Genomic DNA, 21446 nt, shown 5'->3' on the forward strand with positions numbered 1-21446 from the left:
CCTCCTTGGCCATCTGGATCACGTAGTCCTGCTGGACATAGCCGTCGGCGGCCAGCACGTCCTGCACGCGTCCGGGCTCGCCCCGATGCTCCTCGACGCCCAGCACGCCGCCCGGCTTCAGCGCCGCCAGGGCGTCCCTGAACGCCTTCTCGGCGACGCCGCCGGCCATCCAGTTGTGCAAGTTGCGCAGGAAGAACACGAGATCGGCCGACCCCGCCGGCGCCACGGAGCCGCTGGTCGGCCCGAAGGTGGTGAACGTCACCTCGCCATAAATCTTCTTCCGGCCCGTGACCTTGCGGCGATAGGCTTCGACGATCTCGGCGGCGGCCGGATCGGCCGGGTCGCCGGTCTCCAGCAGCGCCTCGTAGAGCTTGCCTTTCGTGTCGGCCAGAAACGGCGCCAGGATATCGGTGTACCATCCCGCGCCAGGCCAGAACTCGACCACCGTCTGGCCGGGCTTGAGCCCCCAGAACTTGAGGGTTTCGACGGGATGGCGCCAGGGATCGCGAGCCCGGTCGGCGGGCAGGCGCCAGTCGCCGGCAACCGCCGCCTCGATCGTGTCCGGCCCCGCCTTGTCGGCGATCTTGTCCTTCCGGGCGGCGGACTTGTCGCCGCAGGCCGAAAGCCCCAGGACGCCGACGCCCGCCAGCACGCCGCGCCGCGACCATTGCTGAACTGGAACCATCATCCCCCCGGTTTCACGCACGCTGAAACCTCCAGCGTGACGGCTGACCTTGACCAAACTCAGGCCGGCTTGCGGAAGCGTAGGGTCATCCGGTCGCTTTCACCGATCGCCTCGTACTTGCCGCGGTCGAAGTTCGGGTTCGCCGGCTGGCCGCCCGGCGCGGTGCGGCGCGTGGGCGGCAGGGTCCAGACACCGAACGGGTGGTCCTTGGTGTCCTTGGGGTTGGCGTTGATCTCTGATTGGGCGTCCAGCTTGAAGCCGGCCTTCTCGGCGATCGCCACCACGGTGGCGGTGTTCAGATAGCCGTCGGCTCCGGCGTCCTTTTCCGAGCGCGGATCGGCGCGGTGGTCCTCGACCGCCAGCACGCCGCCCGGCTTCAGCACGGCGAAGAAGTCAGCGAACACCTTGTCGGCCATGCCGGGCTGAACGGTCCAGTTATGGACGTTGCGGGCGGTCAGCACGAGGTCGGCCGAACCGGGCGCGCCCAAGGGGCCCGACGTGGCGCCGAAATTGACGAACCGGGGCTTGCCGTACTTGGCGGCGTCGGCGAAGCGGGCCTCGAAGTCGGCGCGGCCCTTGCGCGCGCCGTCGGAGAGCTTGGGATTGGACAGGTCCGCGACGCCGGCGACGTAGGTTCCGCCGGTGGCGTTGGCGTACGGCGCCAGGATTTCGGTCCAGTAGCCGCCGCCCGGCGAAATCTCGATCACGGTCTGCTTGGGCTTCAGCCCCCAGAAGAGCAGGCTGTCGTAGGGATGTCGCGCCCCGTCGCGGGCGACGTCCCCCGCTGGACGCGTGGGCGAGGCGATGGCGGCCTTGAGAGCCTCGTCGGTCGAGGCGAAGGCGGCGGGCGCGGCGAGGCTGAAGGCGGCGGCGATCAGCAGGACGTGGCGACGAAGCGGCATGAGCAGGTGTCCTTCGGCGGGTTGTTGCGCGGCGACCTTAACCGGCGCCGACCCCGCGTCAAAGGATTCGCGTTTTGTGGGCCAAGACCCCTCTTGAACCGGAAAATCCGCTCACCAACTACAGTCATGAAGGCGCTGGAAACCCGGGCCTTCCGGACCACAGGCGACGCCGATTTCGGGTCGCCGAAGGGACGAACATTCGAAGACCTTGCTTGATGAGAAGGATCTGAACCTATGCGTACGATCGACCTTTCGCCCCTGTACCGCTCGCTCGTCGGCTTTGACCGCCTGGCCGCCCAGCTGGACGCCGCGTCTCGCCCCGAAGCGACCTCGGGCTATCCCCCCTACAACATCGAACGCACCGGCGAGAACGACTACCGCATCGAGATCGCGGTGGCGGGCTTCAAGCCGGAAGAGCTGAACGTCGAGGTCAAGGAAAACCTGCTCACCGTCACCGGTCGCAAGGCGGCCAACGACGACGCCAAGCAGTACCTGCATCGCGGCCTGGCCGAGCGCAACTTCGAGCGCAAGTTCCAGCTTACCGACTACCTCGTGGTGGTCGACGCCGACCTCTCGAACGGCCTGCTGTCGATCGCGCTGAAGCGCGAACTACCCGAGGCCCTCAAGCCCCGGACCGTGGAGATCAAGTCGAGCGCCTCGCCGCTGATCGAAGGCGAGAAGGCCGCCTAACCGGCGGCCTTGGTTCCTAGTCTCCCCCAATCCCCTCTGAACTCGGGCGGCGCAGCGATGAGCCGCCCTTTTTCGTGGAGAAGGGCGCTAACCCGGCATCGACAGGTCCAGCCCCTGGACCTGGCTGAGATCCACGTCGCGGAAGCTGGTTCTGGAGACCTGGGCGCCGGTCAGGTCCGCGCCGCGCAGGTCGGCGCCGTCCAGCACCGCCTCGCCTAGATCGGCCGCCTGAAAACTGGCGTAGCGCAAGCGGGCGCCCTGTAGATTGACGATCGTGCGCCGTTCGGGACCCAGGGGCAGCGGCGACAGGAAGGCCTGTCGCAGATCGGCCTTGGTCAGGTTCGCCCCCGTCAGCTTGGCGCCGCGCAGATCCGCGCCGCGCAGATTGGCCGTGCGCAGGTCGGCGTTCTGCAGGTTCGCGCCCTGCAGGTGGGCGCCGGACAGATCCAGCCCGACCATGCAGGCGCCGCGAGCGCTCATGGCGGTGAGCCGCAGGCCTCGCAGCCTGTCGCCGAGCGGACGCAGGTCCTCGCCGTCGAGCCGGGCGGCCGAGCCTTCCTTGCCCCCGGTCTGGCACCAGCGCTGGTTGGCCAGGCAACGTTCGTAGAAATCCTGCGCCTTGGAGGCGGCCTCGGCCGTGACGGCGCCCAGGGCTCCGGCCATGCTGGCGCCGCCGACCCGGGCGGTCGAGGTGTCGACCCCGGCCATCACCGCGCCGTTCAGGTTGGCGCCTTCCAGGTTAGCGCCCTTGACGTCGGCCCCGTCGAGGATGGCCCCAACCAGGTTGGCTTCCTTCAGGTTCGCCCCGGACAGCTTCGCGCCGCGCAGGGAGCAATCGCTGAAGTCGGCCTTGAACGCCGACACGCCCGTGAACTGCGAGCCGTCGAGCGTGGCGCCCGAGAAATTGGCTTCGTCGACCTCGCCCTGGCGCGTCTCGTGACGCAGGGTGTCGAGGCCCTTGCGCGGGTGCGGAATGGCGACCTGGCCTTCGCGGAAGTCGGCCTGGGTCAGGTCGGCCTGTGCCAGGTTCGCCCCACGCAGGCACGCTCCGCGCAGGTCGGCGCGCACCAGCGAGGCCTGGCGCATGTCGGACTTGCGCAGGTCGCAGCCGAACAGGTTGGCGCGGTCCAGCTTGGCGCGCACCATCCGGCAGCCTTCGAGAATGGAGGCGGAAAGGTCGGCGTCGGTCAGATTTCGAAACGACAGATCTAGGCCCGACAGCTGCAGGAAGCGAAGCGAAGCGCGCCTGCCGCCCTGTTTGCCGGTAACGAATTTCTCGTGCGCCGTTACGATCATATCGAGCTCGGCTTGGCTCAGGCGTCGCCGCCCGGCCACGCTTGGCGCGGCGTTCATAACGATGGGTCCCCGTCTTGGTCTTTATAAGTTCCGGGGACCGTACCGAGGTTGGGAGAGCGAACCGTTAAGCCCGCGACCAATTGTCGCGAAATTTTCGCGTTCGCTCAGAGAACGTCGTCGAGACCGCGAGCGCCCAGACGGATGGCGCCGGTCAGGTCGACCTCGCGCAATTGCGCGCCGGTGAAATTGGCGCGCGAGACGTCCGCCCCCGCCATCCGAGCTTGGCGCAGATCGGCGCGAGCCAGGTCGGCGTTCGCCAGGATGGCCCCGGTCAGATCGCACGGCAAAACGCGATCGGCGGTGATCAGCAGCGGGCTCAACTGGGCGTCGCGCAGGTCCGAGCCCGCCAGCTTGGCGCCTTTCAGACGAGCCCCGCGCAGGTCGGCGCGCCGCAGGTTGCAGGCCCGCAGGTCCGCCCCCTCGAGCTGAGCGCCCTGCATCTGCACGCCTTCCATGTCGAGCCCGTAGAACACGGTCCCCTTGGCCGAGAGCGCCGTGAGGTTGAAGCCCCGGATCGAGCGCAGATTGCGCAGGTCGGCCTTGTCGAAGACCGAGGGTTTGCCCTCGGCGCCGCCGGTCTCGATCCATCGCGCATGGTCGGCGATCATCTCTTCGTAGGGCAGGTCCGAAATGCTGGTGCCCGCCGGCTTGTCGGTCAGGGCCCCTTCCATGTTCGTCTGGCTGACGTTCCAGGACATGGTCTTGGCGCCGACCAGGACCGTATTGCGCAGGTCGGCCCCGGCCAGGTTGGCGCCCGAGAGATCCGCGCCGGCCAGGTTGGCGCCGTTGAAGTTGGCCTGCTTGAGATTGGCCCGGACCAGCTTGGCGTCTTTAAGGATCGCGTCGCTAAAGTCGGCCTTGGTGGCGACGATGCCCGACAGGCGCGACCGCTCCAGATTGGCGCCGCTGAGGTTGGCGCCGATAGCGTAGGCCTCGCGCTGGGTCAGCTCGATGACCTTGTAGCCTTCCTTGCGGTCGGCGGCGGCGATGGTGCCCTCGCGCAGATCGGCCTCGAACATGTCCGCGCCGGTCAGGTTGGCGCCGCGCAGGCTGGAGCCGCGCAGGTCGGCCCGGCGCAGCGAAGCGTCGGTCAGGTCCGCGCCCTGCATGTCCGCGCCATAGCAGTTGGCGTTGTCCATCTTGGTCTTGCGCAGATCGCAGCCGACCATCACCGCGCCGGTGAAGTCGGCGTCGCACAGGTTCCGGCCCGTCATGGACAGGCCGGAAATATCGCAGAAAGCGAAGACCGCGCGGGCCCCGCCCAGTCGAGCCGACCACAGCCGGTCGTGCTTGGCGCAGATGACGTCAACGTCATGCTGCGTCAGGCGCTTGTACTCCTGAACGGCGGGCGCTGAAGCGCTCATGATCGGCATGGTATCCCAGATGAGGGAGCAACCATGCCCAGAACAGCATTAACGCTATCTTTCCAACGGCTTCCGCCGCGCCTTAACCAACCTGGGGCAGCGCCTCGGCCCGGCTCTCGTCCAGATAGCGCGCGCCGGTGGGCTTCAGCTGAGCGTCCAGGTCGATGACCAGCGGATTGCCGGTCGGGATCTCCACGCCGACGATCTTGTCGTTCGGAACCTGGAACAGGTGCTTGACGATGGCGCGCAGCGAGTTGCCGTGGGCCGCGACCAGCACGGTCTCGCCCGCCTTCAGGTGCGGGGCGATGTCGCTCTCCCAATAGGGCAGCACGCGCACCAGGGTGGTGGCCAGGCTCTCGGTCGAGGGCAGCTCCGCGCCCTTGTAACGGCGGTCCTTGGCGAAGTCGTACTCGCCGCCCGGGGCCAGTTCCGGCGGCGGGATATCGTAGGAACGGCGCCAGACGGTGACCTGCTCGACGCCGTGCTTCTCGGCCGTCTCGGCCTTGTTCAGTCCGGTCAGGCCGCCGTAGTGACGCTCGTTCAGGCGCCAATCCTTGGTCACCGGCACGAAGCTCTGCTTGGCCGCATCCAGAGCCAGGTTGCAGGTGCGGATGGCGCGCGTCTGCACCGAGGTGAACGCCTGGTCGATATCCAGGCCCGCCGCCGCGATCAACTCGCCGCCCTTGCGCGCCTGGGCCTCGCCCTCGGCGGTCAGGTCGACGTCGACCCAGCCCGTGAAGCGGTTTTCCAGGTTCCACTGGCTCTGGCCATGGCGAAGCAGGACGAGGGTCGGCATCGGGCTTCCTTCGAAGTCGGGGGCTTTGTGTCAGGCGCGGGCTAAGGCCAGCGGCGACCAGCGTCAAGCGTCGATGGCTTCACGCCCCCTCCCCCCGGCCGCCGCCCGTGCTATAGGCGGGCCATGCCTGATCGCATCTTCATGCCGCTGATGGGTCTGATCGCCGTCGCGCTGATCGCCTTTTCCCTCGTCTGGCCGCAAGGCCAGGGCGAGCGCTCGTGGGGGCCGTTCGGCCACACGCCCGTGCAGCAGACGCCCGAGATGAAGGCCAAGATCCAGCGCGAGAAGGACGCCGCCGCTCGGCGCGACGCCGCCGCGCGCAAGGCCGTCGAGGCCGCGGGCAAGATCGCCCAATGAGCGCCTTCGACGCGGTCGCCGTGGGCCGACGGGTGCTGAGCGTCGAGGCCGACGCCCTGCGCGCCCTCTCGCAATCGCTCGACGACGCCTTCGTCCAGGCGGTCGAGACCCTGTTCAACGCCAAGGGTCGGATCGTCTGCACCGGCATGGGCAAGTCCGGTCACGTGGCGCGGAAGATCGCCGCCACCCTGGCCTCGACCGGGGCCCAGGCGATGTTCGTCCATCCGGCGGAGGCCAGCCACGGCGACCTCGGCATGATCGGTCCGGACGACGTGATCCTGGCGCTGTCGAAGTCGGGCGAGGCGCGCGAGCTTTCCGACGTGATCGCCTACGCCAAGCGCTTCTCTATCCCGCTGATCGCCATGACCGCCTTCGAAGACAGTCAGCTTGGGCGGGGCGGCGACGTGGTGCTGTTGCTGCCCGACGCCCCCGAGGCCACGGCCGAGGTCAACGCTCCGACCACCTCGACCACCCTGCAGATCGCCCTGGGCGACGCCATCGCCGTGGCCCTGCTGGAACGCAGGGGCTTCACGGCCAGCGACTTCCGGGTCTTCCACCCGGGTGGCAAGCTGGGCGCCATGCTGCGCACCGTGGCCGACCTGATGCACGGTCAGGACGAGCTGCCGCTGATCCAGGCCGATGCGCCCATGCCCGCCGCCCTCTTGGTGATGAGCGAAAAGCGCTTCGGCGCGGTCGGCGTCGTCGACGACGAGGGCCGCCTGGCCGGCCTGATCACCGACGGCGACCTGCGCCGGCACATGGACGGCCTGCTCACCCACACCGCCGGCGAGGTCATGACCCGCGGCCCGCTGACGATCACGCCCAGCGCCCTGGCGGCCGAGGCGTTGAAGGTCATGAACGAGCGTCGGATCACCGTGCTCTTCGTGGTGGACGCCGATCGGCCCGTCGGCGTCCTGCACGTCCACGACCTGCTCCGCGCCGGCGTGATCTAGGCTCGGCCGCCATGATCAAGCTCCGCCCTTCCCGCCCCGAGGATGGCGACCGCGTCGTCGAGATCTGGGCCGCCGCCGTGGACGCCACGCACGATTTCCTGTCGCCCGAGGACCGGGCCGCGATCGGTCGAGAGGTCGCGGCCTTCCTGCCCGGCGCGCCGCTGACGGTGGCGGTCGACCACCGCGATCGCGCCGTGGGCTTCATGCTGATCGACGACGCCCATATGGAGGCGCTGTTCATCGATCCCGAACATCGCGGCGCGGGGGTCGGGCGGATGCTGATCGACTACGCCCTGGCCGTTCATCCCGTGCTGACCACGGACGTGAACGAACAGAACGCGCAGGCGGTCGGCTTCTACGAGCACATGGGTTTCGAACGCACGGGCTGGTCGGCGACCGACGGCCAGGGCCGCCCCTATCCGCTGATCCACCTGCGCTTTGGCGTCTGAGGCGATTTCGGCTTAGCTGGCCGCGTCCAACCGCGAGTCGCCCGATGCTCCGCCTGCTCACCGCCCTTGCTCTTGTCCTGGCGCCCGGCCTCGCCCTCGCCGCCCAGCCGATCCTGCTGAAACCCGCCAGGGTCTGGACGGCCGAGGACGCCGGACCGCCGCACGAGGGCTGGAGCGTCCTGGTCAAGGACGGCAGGATCGCCGCCGTCGGCCCCGCCGCGGGGATCGACGCAACGGGAGCCGAGATCGTCGAGTTGCCCGGCGCGACGGTGATCCCGGGCCTGATGGACCTGCACAGCCACCTCTTCCTGCATCCGTACAACGAGACGCTGTGGGACGATCAGGTGCTGAAGGAGAGCCCGACCTATCGCACCTTGCGCGCGGCCGTGCAGGCCAAGGCGACGCTGGACGCCGGCTTCACCACCCTGCGCGACCTGGGCACCGAGGGCGTCGGGACGGCCGATGTTCCGCTGAAGAAGGCGATCGACGAAGGCCTGATCCCGGGTCCGCGCCTGTTTGTCGCCACCAAGGCCATCGTGGCGACCGGCGCCTATGGCCCCGCGCGCCGCAACTACAATCCCGAGGCCGAGCTGCCCCAAGGCGCTCAGGAGGCCAGCGGCGTCCCCGAGGTGATCAAGGCCGTGCGCGAGCAGGCCGGCGTCGGCGCGGACTGGATCAAGGTCTATGCCGACTATCGCGTCGGCCCTGACGGTTCGACCCAGCCGACCTTCAGCCTGGAGGAGCTCAAGGCCCTGGTGGAGACGGCGCACTCCAGCGGCCGGCCGGTCTCGGCCCATGCGTCCAGCGACGAGGGCATGCGCCGGGCGGTGCTGGCCGGCGTCGACACCATCGAACACGGCTACGGCGGCTCGGAGGCGACTTTCAAGCTGATGGCGGAAAAGGGCGTCATCTTCTTTCCGACCCTGACGGCGGTGGAGAGCACCTCGACCTATTTCGGCGGCTATGTCGCCGGCAAGACGCCGCCAACGGCGGCGATGCGCAACGCCGAGCGCGCCTTCAAGCTGGCGGTGAAGGCTGGCGTCACCATCGGCATGGGCAGCGACGTGGGCGTGTTCCGGCACGGCGACAACGCCCGCGAGCTGGTCTGGCTGGTTCGCGAGGGGCTGACCCCGGCCCAGGCCCTGCTGGCCGCCACGGCCGTCGACGCCAAGGTCCTGGGGCGCTCGAACGACCTGGGCCAGCTGAAGCCGGGCTATCTGGCCGACATCGTGGCGGTGACGGGCGATCCCACCCAGTCGATCGAGGCGACAAGGACGGTGGTGCTGGTCATCAAGGACGGCCGGATCGCGCGCCGCCCCTGAACCGGCGCGTTCACGCCGCGCCCCGCGCCGCCCGCGCCTTGATGATCGCCGCCGCCATGGCCTGGACCAAGCCCAGGGCCGTCAACGGCTTGGCCACATGGCCGTCGAACAGCGGGTCGGCGGTCGAGGCCGAAGCGTCGGCGGAGAAGGCCAGGATGGGCTTGCGGGCATTGCTCCCGCCTCCCTCCCGAATTTGGGCGGCCGCGGTCCGGCCATCCATCCGCGGCATGCGCAGGTCCATCAGGATGATGTCGAAGACGCCGGTTTCGGCGGCCGCGACGGCCTCGTCACCGTCGGTCGCCTCCGTCAGCGTCGCGCCGAACGGGGTGAGGATCGCGCGGACCAGATGCCGGTTGGCGGTGTTGTCGTCGACGACCAGGACCCGACACCCTTCGGGCAGGCCGGGCCGGATTTCCGGCCTGGAAGGCTCGGTCCGCGCCTCGGCGGGCGTCGCGGGGATCTCGAACCGAAAGCGCGACCCGCCGCCCGGCTCGCTCTCGACACGGATCCAACCGCCCATCGCCTCCACCAGGCCCTTGCAGATCGCCAGGCCAAGTCCGGTGCCGCCGTATTTCCGGGTCGAGGCGCCGTCGACCTGCGAGAAACGTTGGAAAAGACGCCGGGTCTGATCCGGCGACATGCCAGGGCCGGTGTCGGAGACCTCGAAGGACAGGCGCTGTTCCTGCGCGTCGAAGCCGGTGACGACCTCGACCGCCCCGCGCTCGGTGAACTTCACGGCGTTGCCGATCAGGTTCAGCAGCACCTGGCGCAGGCGGCCCGGATCGGCCAGGATCAATGGCGGCACGCCCGTCAGGCTGACGACGCGCAGCATGACGCCCTTGTCCCACGCCTGGGCGGCGAAGAGCTCGGCGACCTCGCGCGTCAGTTCGACCGGGGACATGGGCTGAGGCTTGATCTCGACCTGCCCAGCCTCGAGCTTCGAGAAGTCGAGAATGTCGTTGACGGTCGCCCGCAGCGCCTTGCCGGCGTTGGCGACCCGCTGGACGTAGGTCCGTGTTTCGGCGCTGAGTTCGGGCTGCCGCTCGACCAACTGGGTGAAGCCGAGCACCGCGGTCAGCGGCGTCCGCAGCTCATGGCTCATATTGGCCAGGAACTCGGCCTTCACATGGGCCGCCTCCTCGGCCTCGGCCTTCAGTCGGCGGCGCTGGGCGCTGGTCGAGGCCAGCGGCAGGGCTGAAAAGATGGCCACGCCGAGGAAGAGCTGCAGGAAAAGGGCTCGCTCGGTCAGGTCGCCGGTGACGAGACCCACCGGTCCCGAGCCCAGGGCCGTGAACACCACCGCCACGGCCCCGACCATGACCACGCCGACCGCCGCGCCCAGCACTTCGAGCTCCAAGGCGACGAAGGCCAGCACCGGTGGGATCAGGAACAGCAGCGGATATCGGCTTTGGCCGAACACCAGGACGGCGGTGAGGTCCAGCGCGGCCAGGACCAGCCAGCCGCGTCGCGTCAATGGCCGCTCGGCCAGCAGGTCTCGCGCCTGGCTCAGCGCCAGCAGGCACGGGACCATCGACAGCAGACCCAGGGCGTTGCCAAGGATCCAGGTCGTCGCCCGAAGAGGCAGGCCTCCCCAACCCTGAAGCGCGAACGCCGCGGTCGACAGCGCCCCCGAGATCAGCGTCCCGCACAAGCCGACCAGGACCAGCAGTCCGAGGTCCCGCGAACGGCCCACGGCGATGTTCGGCCCGATGATCCGCCGCAGGACGATGGCGCAAAAGACGTACTCGGCCATGTTCGCCGCCATCAGCCCTAGGGCCAGGAGCGGCTTGACCCCAAGGCTCAGGCTGGCCGCCCAGCAGGCGAGGCCGCCGGCGGCGACCAGAAGCGGCCAACGACGCGTCTCGGTTCGCAGGAGGGCGGTGAGGATGAAGGCGTTGGCCAGCCATACCGGCGCGCTGTGCCCCAGGTGTCGCGGCAGCTCAATGCAAACATAGGCCAAGACGAAGACCACCAGCGCCAGGCCGAGCGCGACCAGGAATTCCTCCAGGCGGCGCGGACTTCGGATGGGATCTGATCGGTCGGGCATTTCGAATTACACTGCCAAGTCGGGTCGGGCTTAGCAATCAACGACGGCGCGCGCGCATTGATCAAAGCCACATGTTCGAACGCACGGCGCCAACCGGGGCTTGGGCGGCGCGCCCTGCGCCGGTAAGCAGATCCGGCCGCAAAGGAGTCGCCATGCGCCTGCCCGCCCTCATCCTGGCCTTCCTGGTCCTGTTCGCCGCCCCCGCCTTCGCCGCCCCCGCCCTTCTTGAGCGCCTGGACAACACCCCGCGCGTGGCGGTGATCTCGGCCTTTCCGCCAGAGATCGGCGCGCTGACCGCGGCCACCGTCGACGCCGAGACCATCGACGTTCACGGCGTGCGCTTCACGACGGGACGGCTGGAGGGCAAACCCGTGGTCGTGTTCCTGAGCGGCGTCTCGATGGTCAATGCGGCCATGACCACCCAGATGGCGCTCGACCACTTCAACATCACCCGCATCGTGTTCTCGGGCATAGCCGGCGGCGTCGACGAAACCCTGGACATCGGCGATGTGGTGGTCGCCGACCAGTGGGCCCAGAACCTGGAAAGCGCGTTCGCCCGCGAGACCGACAAAGGCTTCGACGTCTCGCCCAGCATCCGCAACAGCACCTTGCCCAACTTCGGCATGATCTATCCGCGCGGCGTCCTGCTGCCGGGCGCGGATCTAGCCAGGCCGGCCCGCGTCTGGTTCCCGTCCGATCCGGCGCTGCTGGAGACCGCTCGCAAGGTCGCCGGCCAGGTCGCCCTGCGGCGCTGTGACGCCGACAAGTGCCTGGTCCATCCGCCCAAGGTGGTGGTCGGCGGCCACGGCGTCTCCGCGCCCGTCTTCCTCGACAACGCCGACTATCGCAAATACCTGCGCTCGGCGTTCGAGGCCCGTCTGGTCGACATGGAGAGCGCCGCCGTCGCCCATGTGGCCCTGGTCAACAAGACCCCGTTCATCGCCTTCCGCAGCCTGTCGGACCTGGCCGGCGGCGGCGCGGGCGCCAACGAGATGCACACCTTCATGGCCCTGGCCTCGGACAACTCGGCGACGGTGGTGAAGGCGTTCGTCAGGGCGCTGGCGAACTAGGACGCCGGATCGTTGCGGCTCCGTTTGCGTTCAAGCTGAGCAACTCGGAGTTTCGACCATGATCCTGCAACGCCCCCTCGCCCTGGCCCTGGCCTCGATGATCGCGCTCACCACGCTGGCCGCCTGCGACAAGGAAGCCGGTCGCAAGCAGGAGACGGTGGGCAAGGTCGAGTCCGGCGTTGGCAAGGTCGTAGGCGACGACGACCTGAAGAGCGAAGGCAAAAAGGACAAGGTCGCCGGCAACGTCAAACAGGGCGATCTGAAGGACGCGGTCAAGGACACCAAGAAATAGCCGCTGCCTGCGTCGCTATCGCGTCCCGAACGTCCGATCCCCCGCATCCCCGAGCCCAGGCACGATGTAGCCGTGCTCGTTCAGCTGGGCGTCGATCGCCGCCGTCCAGATCGGCACGTCGGGATGGGCCTCGCGCAGGGTGTCGACGCCGACTTGCGCGGCTAGCAGGCACACGAAGCGCAGGTTGGTGACGCCGTAGTGTTTGAGGCGCGAGATGGCGGCGATGGCCGAGTGGCCGGTGGCCAGCATGGGATCGACCACGATGACCAGGCGGCCGGAGATGTCTTCCGGGGCCTTGAAATAGTACTCGATGGCCTCGAGCGTCTCGTGGTCGCGGTAGAGGCCGATGTGCGCCACCCGGGCCGACGGGACGAGATCCAGCATCCCCTCGCACATGCCAAGGCCCGCGCGCAGGATCGGGGCGAAAACCAGCTTCTTGCCGGCGATCTCATAGGCCGTGGCCGGAGCGACCGGGGTCTCGATCCGGACCTCGTCCATCGGCAGGTCGCGCGTGACCTCGTAGCAGAGCAGCGTCGCCGTCTCGCGCATCAGGGCGCGGAAGGTCTTGGTCGAGGTCGCCTTGTCCCGCATCCGGGTCAGCTTGTGCTGGACGAGCGGGTGATTGACGACGGTGACCTGGGACATGGCGCGGCTCGGCTAGGAACGTGGGCTTCCCGCTCCTAGCACGAGGCCCGGATTTCAGGCCAGTTGATCGCCGATCGGCAAGCTGCGAATGCGCTTTCCCGTGGCGGCGAAGATGGCGTTGCACAGCGCCGCGGGCGTCGGCGGATAGGCCGGTTCGCCCAGGCCGGTGGGGTTGTTATCCGACAGCTTGAAGCGAACCTCGACCGGCGGAGCCTCGGACATCCTCAGCAGCGGGAAGTCGCCGAAATTGCCGGCCGTGGCGGCGCCGTTCTCGAAGGTCACGGCCTGGCGCAGGGCGCTGCCGATCGCGTCGAGGACCGAGCCCTGCACCTGCTGCTCGGCGCCCTTGGGATTGACGATCTGGCGGCCGCAATCAACGGCCGCCCAGGCCTTGTCGACCTTCGGCGCGCCGTCCTTGACGGTGACCTGCATCACCACCGCCACATAGCCCAGATGACTGAAGTGGCAGGCCACGCCCAGGCCGGTACCCTTCGGGACCTTGCGGCCCCAGCCCGACATCTCCGCGGCCAGATCCAGGACCCCGCGCATCCGTCCGGTGTCGAAGCTGTCGGACTTGCCCGCCTCGCCTAAGAGTCGCGGCTCGCCCAGCAGTTCTCGGCGGAAGGCGACCGGATCCTTGCCCGCCGCCAGGGCCAGCTCGTCGGTGAAGCTCTGGATCACGAAGCCGAAGGCGTTGTTGCCCGGCGCGCGCAGGTATCCGGTCGGAAAGCCCAGCGGCATGACCGAGATGTCGTGGCGATAATTGGCCACCGCCCGGCACGGGAACTGGGTCGAGTTCATGCCGGCCGAGGTGTTGAAGGTCTCGCCCTCGCCGAAAGTGACGAAGTGGTCCTTCCAAGCGACCAGGGCGCCGTTGGCGTCGAGGCCGGCGGTCAGGTTGTGCCAGCCGGCCGGACGATAGAAGTCGTGCTGAAGATCGTCCTCGCGGGTCCAGACCAGCTTGACCGGGGCGTCGAGCTTGGACGCGATCACCGCCGCCTCGACCATGTAGTCGTTCATAAGTCGCCGGCCAAAACCGCCGCCGCACCGGATCAGGTGGATGGTGATGGCCGACGGGTCTATGTTCAGCGCCTTGGCGACCAGGGCCCGGCCAGCCTCGGGGTTCTGGGTCGGGGCCCAGATCTCCACCTTGCCGTCCTTGACCTGGGCCGTGCAATTCTGCGGCTCCATCGGCGCGTGGGCCAGGAACGGATAGCTGTAGGCGGCGCTGACCGTCTTGGCCGCGCCCTTCAGCGCCGCGTCGACGTCGCCGTCATTATAGGCGGTGCGGTGCGGCGGGGCCTTGGCCAGTTCGGCGGCCTTGGCCGCGAAGCTCGCCGTGCTCTGGGCGGCGGTCGGGTGCTCGGCCCACTTGATGTCGAGCGCGTCGCGGCCCTTGCGCGCGGCCCACCAGTTGTCGGCGACCACGGCCACGCCGGGGACGATGCTCTGTAGGTTGGTCCCGCCCTCGATGACGAAGGCCTCGCGCACGCCCTTGACCGCCTTGGCCGGCGCCAGATCGACGCTGGCGACCTTGGCGCCATAGGTCGGGGCCTTGGCGAGGGCGGCGTAGACCATGCCTGGCAAGCGCACGTCGATGCCAAAGGTCGGAGCCCCCGTGGTGATGGCGTCGAGGTTCTGGCTCTTGTGGCTCTGGCCGATGATCCGGAAGGCCTTGGGGTCCTTCAGGGTCAGGCTCTTGGGATCGGGCGGCGTCAGTTTGGCCGCATCGCTCGCCAGCTCGCCATAGGCGGCGCGGCGCTTGCTGGCGGCGTGGACGACGAAGCCCGGTTCGGTCGAGAGGCCATCGGCCGGAACGCTCCAGCGCGCGGCGGCGGACTGGATCAGCAGCGCCCGGACCGTGGCGCCGACCCGGCGCAGGCCGTCATATTCCAGCGTCGTGGCCATGCTGCCGCCCGCCACCTGGCGGCCGTAGATCTTGCTGTCGGCGATGGCCTGCTCGACGGTCACCGCCGACCAGTCGACGTCCAGTTCCTCGGCGATCAACATCGGCAGCGAGGTCTTGATCCCCTGCCCCACCTCCGGGATCTTCGAGGCGATGGTGACCCCGCCGTCCGGCGCGATGCGGACATAGGCGTTGACCCGGGTGTCGCCGGCCGCGCGGCCCTCGGCGGCGATGGTGAAGCTGAGCAGCAGTCCGCCACCGGCGGCGGCGCCGCTCTGGAGGACGAAGCGACGGGTCGGGTCGCGCAGGATCTCGCCGTCCATGATCACGCCTTCTCCAGACCGGCGGCGACCTTGATCGCCTTCTTGATGCGGATGTAGGTCGCGCAGCGGCACAGGTTGCCGTTCATCGCCGCGTCGATCTCATCGTCGGTGGGCTTGGGCGTCGCGGTCAGCAGGGCCGTGGCCGACATGATCTGGCCGGCCTGGCAATAGCCGCACTGGGGCGTGTCGACCGCCTTCCAGGCCTCCTGCACCTTGGCGCCCACCGGCGTCTTGCCGACGCCTTCGATGGTGGTCACCGCCTTCTTGCCCACGCGGCTGACCGGGGTGATGCAGGCGCGGACGGGGGCGCCGTCCAGGTGCACCGTGCAGGCGCCGCACAGCGCCGCGCCGCAGCCGAACTTGGCGCCGACCAGGCCCAGGGTGTCGCGCAACACCCATAGCAGCGGGGTGTCGCCGTCGACGTCCGCCGTCCTGGTTTCGCCATTGATGGTCAGCGTGAACGCCATGCCGCACTCCCGTTCTTCCGGTTGAGCGATCCTGCCCTAACGTCGCCGCTTGCGCGAGCGCCGTCATATAACTTTCACAGATAGGATTTGACGGCCAAATCCTTCCGTGGTTCGGGTGCCCCGCGCGGCGATCCGTCCACGGACGACCGCAATCTCGCAACGAAAGACCGACACCATGCTGGGCTTGTTCAAGGCCGTCATGCCGAAGGAAGACGCCTTCTTCGACCTGTTTTCCGCCCACGCCCGCACGCTGGTCGCCGGCGCCGTGGCCCTGCGCGACATGACCGAAGGGGGCGAGGCGGTCGAGGCCGCCAGCGCCCGCGTCTACCAGCACGAGGAAGAGGCCGACGAGGTCACCCGCCAGGTGATGGTCGCCGTGCGCCGCAGCTTCATCACGCCGTTCGACCGCAGCGACATCCAGGATCTGACCACCTCGCTGGACGACGCCATCGACCAGATGCGCAAGACCGCCAAGGTCGTCAGCCTGTTCGAGGTCAGGACCTTCGAGCCGCAGATGCGGCAAATGGCCGGCATCATCGTCGAGGCCGCCAAGCTGACCGAGGAAGCTATCGCCCTGCTGCCGAAGATGCGCCAGAACGCCCACAAGCTGGGCGAGATCTCGGTGCGGATCCGCGAGATCGAGGAACAGTCGGACCACATGTACGACCAGGGCCGCAAGGACCTGTTCCTGGCCCACCGCACCGGCGATCCGATGACCTTCATCGTCGGCATCGACATCTACAGCCACCTCGAGAAGGTCATGGACCGCTTCGAGGACGTCGCCAATCGCATCAGCAGCATCGTCGTCGAGCAGGTCTGAGCCCCGTGAACCCGACGCTCCTGATCCTCGGCTTCCTGGTCGTCGTCGCCCTGGCGTTTGACTTCCTGAACGGCCTGCACGACGCCGCCAACTCGATCGCCACGATCGTCTCCACGCGCGTGCTGTCGGCCCGCTGGGCCGTGCTGTGGGCGGCATTCTTCAACTTCATCGCCTTCATGTTCTTCGGCACGGGCGTGGCCAAGATGGTCGGCTCGGGGATCATCGATCCGCACATCGTCAGCGACCGCCTGATCTTCGGCGCGCTGGGCGGGGCGATCAGCTGGAACCTGCTGACCTGGTGGGCCGGTATCCCCTCGTCCAGCTCGCACGCCCTGATCGGCGGCCTCGTGGGCGCGGCCATCGCCAAGGTCGGCGGTATCGGCGCTATCCAGTGGGCGGGCCTGTCCAAGACCGCCGCGGCCATCGTGGTCTCGCCCACCCTGGGCTTTTTCCTGGCCCTGCTTCTGGTGCTGATCGTCTCGTGGACGTTCCTGAAGAGCTCACCGTTCTTCGCCGACAGGGTGTTTCGCAAGTTGCAGTTCATCTCCGCGGCGGCCTACAGCCTGGGCCACGGCGGCAATGACGCCCAGAAGACCATGGGCATCATCGCGGCCCTGCTGTTCGCCCACGGGGCCACCAATCAGGCGGGCCACATCCCGCTGTGGGTGATTCTCTCCTGCCAGACGGCCATGGCGCTGGGCACGCTGTTCGGCGGCTGGCGCATCGTCCACACCATGGGCAGCAAGATCACCCGCCTGACGCCGATGCAGGGCTTCTGCGCCGAGACGGGCGGGGCCATCACCCTCTTCTTCTTCACCCATCTGGGGATTCCGGTCTCGACGACTCACACGATCACAGGCGCTATTGTCGGCGTCGGCGCTTCGCGCCGGGTCTCGGCGGTGCGCTGGGGCGTGGCCAAGGACATCGTCGTCGCCTGGATCGTCACCTTGCCGGCGGCGGCCCTGACGGCGGCGGGGTTCTATTACCTCGGATTCTGGATGAAGTGACGACCAGGGCAGGCAACAAGCAGGCTGGCCGCAAGTCCGGCGGCAAGCGCCGCCAGGTCGCCGCCCTGCCCTGGCGGGGCGAGGGCCCCGACATGCGCATCCTGCTGGTCTCCTCCCGCGAAACCCGCCGCTGGGTCATCCCCAAGGGCTGGCCGATGAAGGGTAAATCGGACTTCGCCGCCGCCGCCCAGGAGGCCTACGAGGAAGCGGGCATGGATGGGGTGATCGCCCAGGCCCCCGCCGGCGAATACGAGTACCTCAAGCGCCTGAAAAGCGGCGCGGCCAAGCTGGTCAAGGTCGACGTCTACCCCATGCAGGTGACCGGCGAGCACGCGAGCTGGCCCGAACAGGGCCAACGCACCCTGCGATGGATGACGCCCGTCGAGGCGGCGCTCGCCGTGCAGGAACCCGATCTGCGGGACCTGATCGCTCGTTTCGCGGGCGTGGAGCTTTCGGAAGAGGACCATCCTCTCCCCACGCCCGCCCCCACGCCAGGGCGCGTGACCTTCCAGCGCCTGCGCCGCCGGATCACGGCGCTCTGGGGGCGGTACGGGCGGTAGGGAGACCTTTTGGAAACTCGTTAGCGCGTCGGCAAAAGACCTCGTCACCCCTGGGTCCCGCCTCTCCGCTTCGCTTCGGCCGGGATGACGGGAAATAAGGTCGCGAAATAGACGCCAGCCCTGTGGACAACCTCGCGCCCCGCGCATAATGTTCCCATTATGTTCTCGCCCGGTGACGCCCCATGCAGCTGTCCCTAGCCCTCGCCCGGTCTCCTCTGGAGAGCGTTCGTGACGCCTTGTTGTGCGAGTTCGGCCCCCAGCGGCCGGTCACCCGCATGGATCCGATCTCGCAACTGGTGAAGTCGTCGATCAGCGGCCGTACGCTGGACGCTGTCTCCTGGAACGCCTTCCTGCGCCTGCGGGCCGAGTTCAGCTGCTGGGAGAACCTGGCCCGCGCGCCGGTCGCCGCTGTCGCGCGGATCATCCAGGACGTCACCTTCCCGGAGGACAGGGCCCGCCACCTGACCACCGCCCTGCGAATGATCGAGGAGAAGGTTGGCTGGCTCTCGCTGAATCACCTGAAGGGCCTGGACGTCGATCAGGCGCGCTGGGAGTTGCAGGCCCTGCCCGGCGTGGGCGTCAAGGTGGCCGCCTGCGTGCTGAACTTCAGCGACCTGGCCATGCGGGCCCTGGTGGTCGACACCCATGTGCTGCGAGTGGCCAAGCGCATCAGCTTGATCGGCGCGGGCGATGCGACCCAGGCCTATCACACGCTGATGGGCCTGGCGCCGGACACTTGGACCGCTGACGACCTGTTCGAACTGCACTGGCTGATGAAGCGCGGCCTGGGCCAGATGCTGTGCCCGCACGAGGGGCCCAAGTGCGGCGCCTGTCCGGTCAAGGCCATGTGCGCCAAGGTCGGCGTCGGTCACAGCGCGGACGTGCTGGCCTGGCGGCCGCGAGGCTGAACCCGTCATCAAGTCGTGCGCTGATGAGCTATGACCATCCGCATCGGCACGGCCGGCTGGAGCTTGTATCGCGCGGGCGAGGCCTTTCCCGCCGAGGGGACGGTGCTCGAACGTTACGCCGCGCGGCTGAACGCTGTCGAGATCAACACGTCCTTCTATCGTCCCCACCAGCGCAAGACCTACGAGCGCTGGGCGGCCTCGACGCCGGAGGACTTCCGGTTCGCGGTCAAGGTTCCGCAGGCGATCACGCATGAGCGCAGATTAGTCGGCGTCGAAGACCTGCTGGCGCGGTTCCTCGACGACACGGACGGCCTGGGCGGCAAGCGCGGGCCGCTGCTGATCCAGCTGCCGCCCAGCCTGGCGTTCGAGGCCGAGCGGGTCGGAGCGTTCCTGGAGACCTGGCGCGGTCGTACCGATGCGCCCACCGTGCTGGAGCCGCGTCACGCCAGCTGGTTCGAGGCCGCGCCCGACGATCTGCTGGCGGCCCATCGCATCGCTCGCGTCGCCGCCGATCCGGCGGTCGTTCCTCTTGCTGCGGAGCCCGGCGGCTGGCGAGGTTTGGCCTACCACCGCCTGCACGGCTCGCCGGTCATGTACGCCAGCGCCTATGAGCCCGAGGTTCTGGACGCGCTGGCCGGCCAGCTAGCCGAAGAGGCTAACACCGCCGAGACCTGGTGCGTCTTCGACAACACCCGCTTCGGCGCGGCGACCTGGAATGCGTTGGCGACTGACAAGTGCTTCAAAGTTCACTCGTCATCCCGGCCGTAGCGTAGCGAAGAGCCGGGACCCAGGGCCGCCGCGCTGCCGCCGCCCCTGGGTCCCGGATAGCGCTTCGCGCTTCCGGGATGACGAGGATCACTATGCCTGATCGCCCGCCAGTTCCGTGAACGTCCGCGTTCCGATCGGGTAGCGCCGCCAGTCCTTGAAGTCGAAATGCCACCACTCCTCGGGATAGACCTCGAAGCCTTCGGCGGTCATGGCGTCTCGCAGAACGGTCCGAAGCGCCCGCTGTCGTGTCGTCCCGCCCACGAAGTCCGCATAGGCGCGGCCGGAGAATTCGTCATAGCGACTGGGCATCTCGACGACCTTCCCGGTCTTCAGGTCGTACAGCGTCAGGTCCACCGCGCAGCCGCGGTTGTGACGCGAACCCTTGGCCGGATCGGCGACGAACATGTGGGCGTCCGGAGGCGTCGCCTCCCAGAACATCCAGGTGACGAACCACGGGCGATAGGCGTCGTGGATCATCAGGCCATAGCCCCGCGCGGCCAGGGCCTCCTGCGCGCGCTTCAGCGCCTGGGCCGCCGGTCGCTGCAGATAGGCCGCCGCGCGCTCGTAGAGCGGAACGCCCATGAAGTTGTTCGAACCCGCATAGCGGATGTCGAGCTTGATACGCGGATCAACGGTCGTCAGATCGACGAGGTCGGCGGGCAGGAGTTCGCCCGTCTCGACCGGCGGCGTGGCGGCCAGGGCTTGGCGACGCAACGCCTCGGGGTCGGCCCGGACGCCGGCGCGGATGGCGGCCTGCGTCTCAGCGCCGAAGTCGTGGAAGGCCAGGCGCGCGCCGCTCAACCGCACAGCGCCGGGCTCGAGGATCAGCTCGCCACCGCCGGCGATCGCGTAGCGGCCACGGCCCGTCGGCGTCAGCCTCGTCGAGGCGTGGCCTACCCCGTCGATATGGAGCACGCCGTCCTTCTCGAACACCGTCAGCGGCGCGGCCTTGTCGCCATACTGGCCGATCGCGGCCCACTCGGCCGGGGTCCGGGCGAAGGCGACGGGCGCGGCGAAGGCGGCGACGCCAAGCGCCAAGAAAGATCGCCGAACCAGACCGTCCATCGCCGCCCCGCCCCTTCTCAGGTCACTTCATCGTCGGAATGACGAAGCTTGAGTCGCCCGACTCGCCTTCCGGCCAGCGGGCGGTCACCGTCTTGACCTTGGTGTAGAATTTCACGCCCTCGACGCCGTGCTGGTTGGTGTCGCCGAACGCCGAGCGCTTCCAGCCGCCGAAGGTGTGATAGGCGACCGGCACCGGGATCGGCACATTGATCCCCACCATGCCGACGTTCACGCGCGAAGCGAACTCGCGCGCGGCGCGGCCGTTGCGGGTGAAGATGGCGACGCCGTTGCCGTACTGATGCTCGGACGGCAGGGCCATGGCCTCTTCGAAGCTCTCGGCGCGCACCATCTGCAGCACCGGGCCGAAGATCTCCTCGTGATAGGTCTTCATGCCCTTCTTGACGCCGTCGAACAGCGACGGGCCGATGAAGAAGCCCTTCTCGAAGCCCTGCAGCTGGAAGTCGCGGCCGTCGACCACCAGCTCGGCGCCCTCTTCCTGGCCGATGCGGATGTAGTCGGCGATCTTGGCGCGATGCTGGGCGCTGACCACCGGGCCGTAATGGGCGTCGGTGTCGGTGGAGACGCCGACCTTCAGCGTCCCGATCTCGGCGACCATCCGCTCGCGCAGTTCGTCGGCGGTCTTCTGGCCGACGGGGACGACCACCGGCAGGGCCATGCACCGCTCGCCCGCGGA

General features: G+C 68.5%; 23 protein-coding genes. 12 read left to right on the forward strand and 11 right to left on the reverse strand.

From position 1 onward, the window contains the following. Together VJ655_RS11285 and VJ655_RS11290 are read right to left on the reverse strand one after the other, a co-directional pair. Positions 1–688 (reverse strand): methyltransferase (locus tag VJ655_RS11285; RefSeq protein ID WP_324111156.1); only part of this gene is annotated, 688 nt, incomplete at its 3' end. A 56-nt stretch (positions 689–744) separates the two neighbouring features. Beyond that, positions 745–1587, reverse strand: coding sequence for a methyltransferase (locus VJ655_RS11290; protein WP_324111157.1), 843 nt, complete (start codon positions 1585–1587; stop codon positions 745–747). Positions 1588–1821: 234 nt separating this feature from the next. Here VJ655_RS11290 and VJ655_RS11295 point away from each other — a divergent pair, with 234 nt between their 5' ends. Further along, complete coding sequence (locus VJ655_RS11295) at positions 1822–2277, forward strand: Hsp20 family protein (RefSeq protein ID WP_324111158.1); 456 nt, start codon at positions 1822–1824, stop codon at positions 2275–2277. An 87-nt stretch (positions 2278–2364) separates the two neighbouring features. Here VJ655_RS11295 and VJ655_RS11300 read toward each other — a convergent pair whose 3' ends face one another. The 3 genes from VJ655_RS11300 to gpmA form a co-directional block, all read right to left on the reverse strand. Continuing rightward, positions 2365–3630: a pentapeptide repeat-containing protein gene (locus tag VJ655_RS11300; protein ID WP_324111159.1), complete on the reverse strand. Its 1266-nt coding sequence runs from the start codon at positions 3628–3630 to the stop codon at positions 2365–2367. A gap of 107 nt (positions 3631–3737) precedes the next feature. Beyond that, a complete protein-coding gene (locus VJ655_RS11305) occupies positions 3738–4997 on the reverse strand; it encodes a pentapeptide repeat-containing protein (RefSeq protein ID WP_324111160.1) in 1260 nt (419 codons plus the stop codon). Between the two features lie 82 nt (positions 4998–5079). After that, positions 5080–5793, reverse strand: a complete 714-nt coding sequence (gene gpmA, locus VJ655_RS11310; RefSeq protein ID WP_324111161.1) for a 2,3-diphosphoglycerate-dependent phosphoglycerate mutase — start codon at positions 5791–5793, stop codon at positions 5080–5082. 141 nt (positions 5794–5934) lie between these two features. Here gpmA and VJ655_RS11315 point away from each other — a divergent pair, with 141 nt between their 5' ends. The 4 genes from VJ655_RS11315 to VJ655_RS11330 are packed head-to-tail and all read left to right on the forward strand — an operon-like array spanning position 5935 to position 8874. Next, a complete protein-coding gene (locus tag VJ655_RS11315) occupies positions 5935–6150 on the forward strand; it encodes a hypothetical protein (protein ID WP_324111178.1) in 216 nt (71 codons plus the stop codon). After that, positions 6147–7103 (forward strand): KpsF/GutQ family sugar-phosphate isomerase, encoded by a 957-nt coding sequence (locus VJ655_RS11320; protein WP_324111162.1) that lies wholly within the window; start codon positions 6147–6149, stop codon positions 7101–7103. The genes VJ655_RS11315 and VJ655_RS11320 overlap by 4 nt, the downstream gene beginning before the upstream one ends. A gap of 11 nt (positions 7104–7114) precedes the next feature. Next, positions 7115–7552 (forward strand): acetyltransferase, encoded by a 438-nt coding sequence (locus VJ655_RS11325; protein ID WP_324111163.1) that lies wholly within the window; start codon positions 7115–7117, stop codon positions 7550–7552. A gap of 44 nt (positions 7553–7596) precedes the next feature. Then, positions 7597–8874: an amidohydrolase family protein gene (locus tag VJ655_RS11330; RefSeq protein ID WP_324111164.1), complete on the forward strand. Its 1278-nt coding sequence runs from the start codon at positions 7597–7599 to the stop codon at positions 8872–8874. A 10-nt stretch (positions 8875–8884) separates the two neighbouring features. Here VJ655_RS11330 and VJ655_RS11335 read toward each other — a convergent pair whose 3' ends face one another. Beyond that, on the reverse strand, positions 8885–10921 hold the full coding sequence (locus VJ655_RS11335; RefSeq protein ID WP_324111165.1) for an ATP-binding protein: 2037 nt from the start codon (positions 10919–10921) through the stop codon (positions 8885–8887). A 152-nt stretch (positions 10922–11073) separates the two neighbouring features. On the opposite strand from VJ655_RS11335, the gene VJ655_RS11340 reads away from it, so the two are divergent. Both VJ655_RS11340 and VJ655_RS11345 read left to right on the forward strand, forming a co-directional pair. Beyond that, positions 11074–11991, forward strand: coding sequence for a 5'-methylthioadenosine/S-adenosylhomocysteine nucleosidase (locus VJ655_RS11340; protein WP_324111166.1), 918 nt, complete (start codon positions 11074–11076; stop codon positions 11989–11991). A gap of 58 nt (positions 11992–12049) precedes the next feature. Then, positions 12050–12283: a CsbD family protein gene (locus VJ655_RS11345; RefSeq protein WP_324111167.1), complete on the forward strand. Its 234-nt coding sequence runs from the start codon at positions 12050–12052 to the stop codon at positions 12281–12283. Between the two features lie 15 nt (positions 12284–12298). On the opposite strand, the gene upp is transcribed toward VJ655_RS11345, so the two are convergent. The 3 genes from upp to VJ655_RS11360 are packed head-to-tail and all read right to left on the reverse strand — an operon-like array spanning position 12299 to position 15624. Next, complete coding sequence (upp, locus tag VJ655_RS11350) at positions 12299–12928, reverse strand: uracil phosphoribosyltransferase (protein WP_324111168.1); 630 nt, start codon at positions 12926–12928, stop codon at positions 12299–12301. Between the two features lie 54 nt (positions 12929–12982). Then, on the reverse strand, positions 12983–15157 hold the full coding sequence (locus VJ655_RS11355; RefSeq protein WP_324111169.1) for a xanthine dehydrogenase family protein molybdopterin-binding subunit: 2175 nt from the start codon (positions 15155–15157) through the stop codon (positions 12983–12985). Between the two features lie 2 nt (positions 15158–15159). Then, positions 15160–15624: a (2Fe-2S)-binding protein gene (locus VJ655_RS11360; protein WP_324111170.1), complete on the reverse strand. Its 465-nt coding sequence runs from the start codon at positions 15622–15624 to the stop codon at positions 15160–15162. 175 nt (positions 15625–15799) lie between these two features. Between VJ655_RS11360 and VJ655_RS11365 the strand changes: the two genes are divergently transcribed. The 5 genes from VJ655_RS11365 to VJ655_RS11385 all read left to right on the forward strand — a co-directional run bounded on the left by VJ655_RS11365 (position 15800) and on the right by VJ655_RS11385 (position 19687). Further along, entirely contained in the window at positions 15800–16444 is a 645-nt protein-coding gene (locus VJ655_RS11365; RefSeq protein WP_324111171.1) for a DUF47 domain-containing protein, read from the forward strand. Between the two features lie 5 nt (positions 16445–16449). After that, on the forward strand, positions 16450–17451 hold the full coding sequence (locus VJ655_RS11370; protein WP_324111172.1) for an anion permease: 1002 nt from the start codon (positions 16450–16452) through the stop codon (positions 17449–17451). After that, the gene (locus tag VJ655_RS11375; RefSeq protein WP_324111173.1) at positions 17448–18011 is read left to right on the forward strand and encodes an NUDIX hydrolase; all 564 of its coding nucleotides are present in this window, start codon (positions 17448–17450) and stop codon (positions 18009–18011) included. The genes VJ655_RS11370 and VJ655_RS11375 overlap by 4 nt, the downstream gene beginning before the upstream one ends. A gap of 182 nt (positions 18012–18193) precedes the next feature. Beyond that, positions 18194–18919, forward strand: coding sequence for an endonuclease III (locus VJ655_RS11380; RefSeq protein WP_324111174.1), 726 nt, complete (start codon positions 18194–18196; stop codon positions 18917–18919). 30 nt (positions 18920–18949) lie between these two features. Continuing rightward, positions 18950–19687, forward strand: coding sequence for a DUF72 domain-containing protein (locus VJ655_RS11385; RefSeq protein WP_324111175.1), 738 nt, complete (start codon positions 18950–18952; stop codon positions 19685–19687). 90 nt (positions 19688–19777) lie between these two features. On the opposite strand, the gene VJ655_RS11390 is transcribed toward VJ655_RS11385, so the two are convergent. Then, positions 19778–20752 carry a M15 family metallopeptidase gene (locus tag VJ655_RS11390; protein ID WP_324111176.1) on the reverse strand — a complete coding sequence of 325 codons (975 nt, stop codon included), beginning with the start codon at positions 20750–20752 and terminating at the stop codon, positions 19778–19780. A gap of 22 nt (positions 20753–20774) precedes the next feature. Continuing rightward, positions 20775–21446 (reverse strand): aldehyde dehydrogenase family protein (locus VJ655_RS11395; RefSeq protein WP_324111177.1); only part of this gene is annotated, 672 nt, incomplete at its 5' end.

The organism is Caulobacter sp. (genome assembly GCF_035254145.1).
Classification (GTDB): domain Bacteria; phylum Pseudomonadota; class Alphaproteobacteria; order Caulobacterales; family Caulobacteraceae; genus Caulobacter.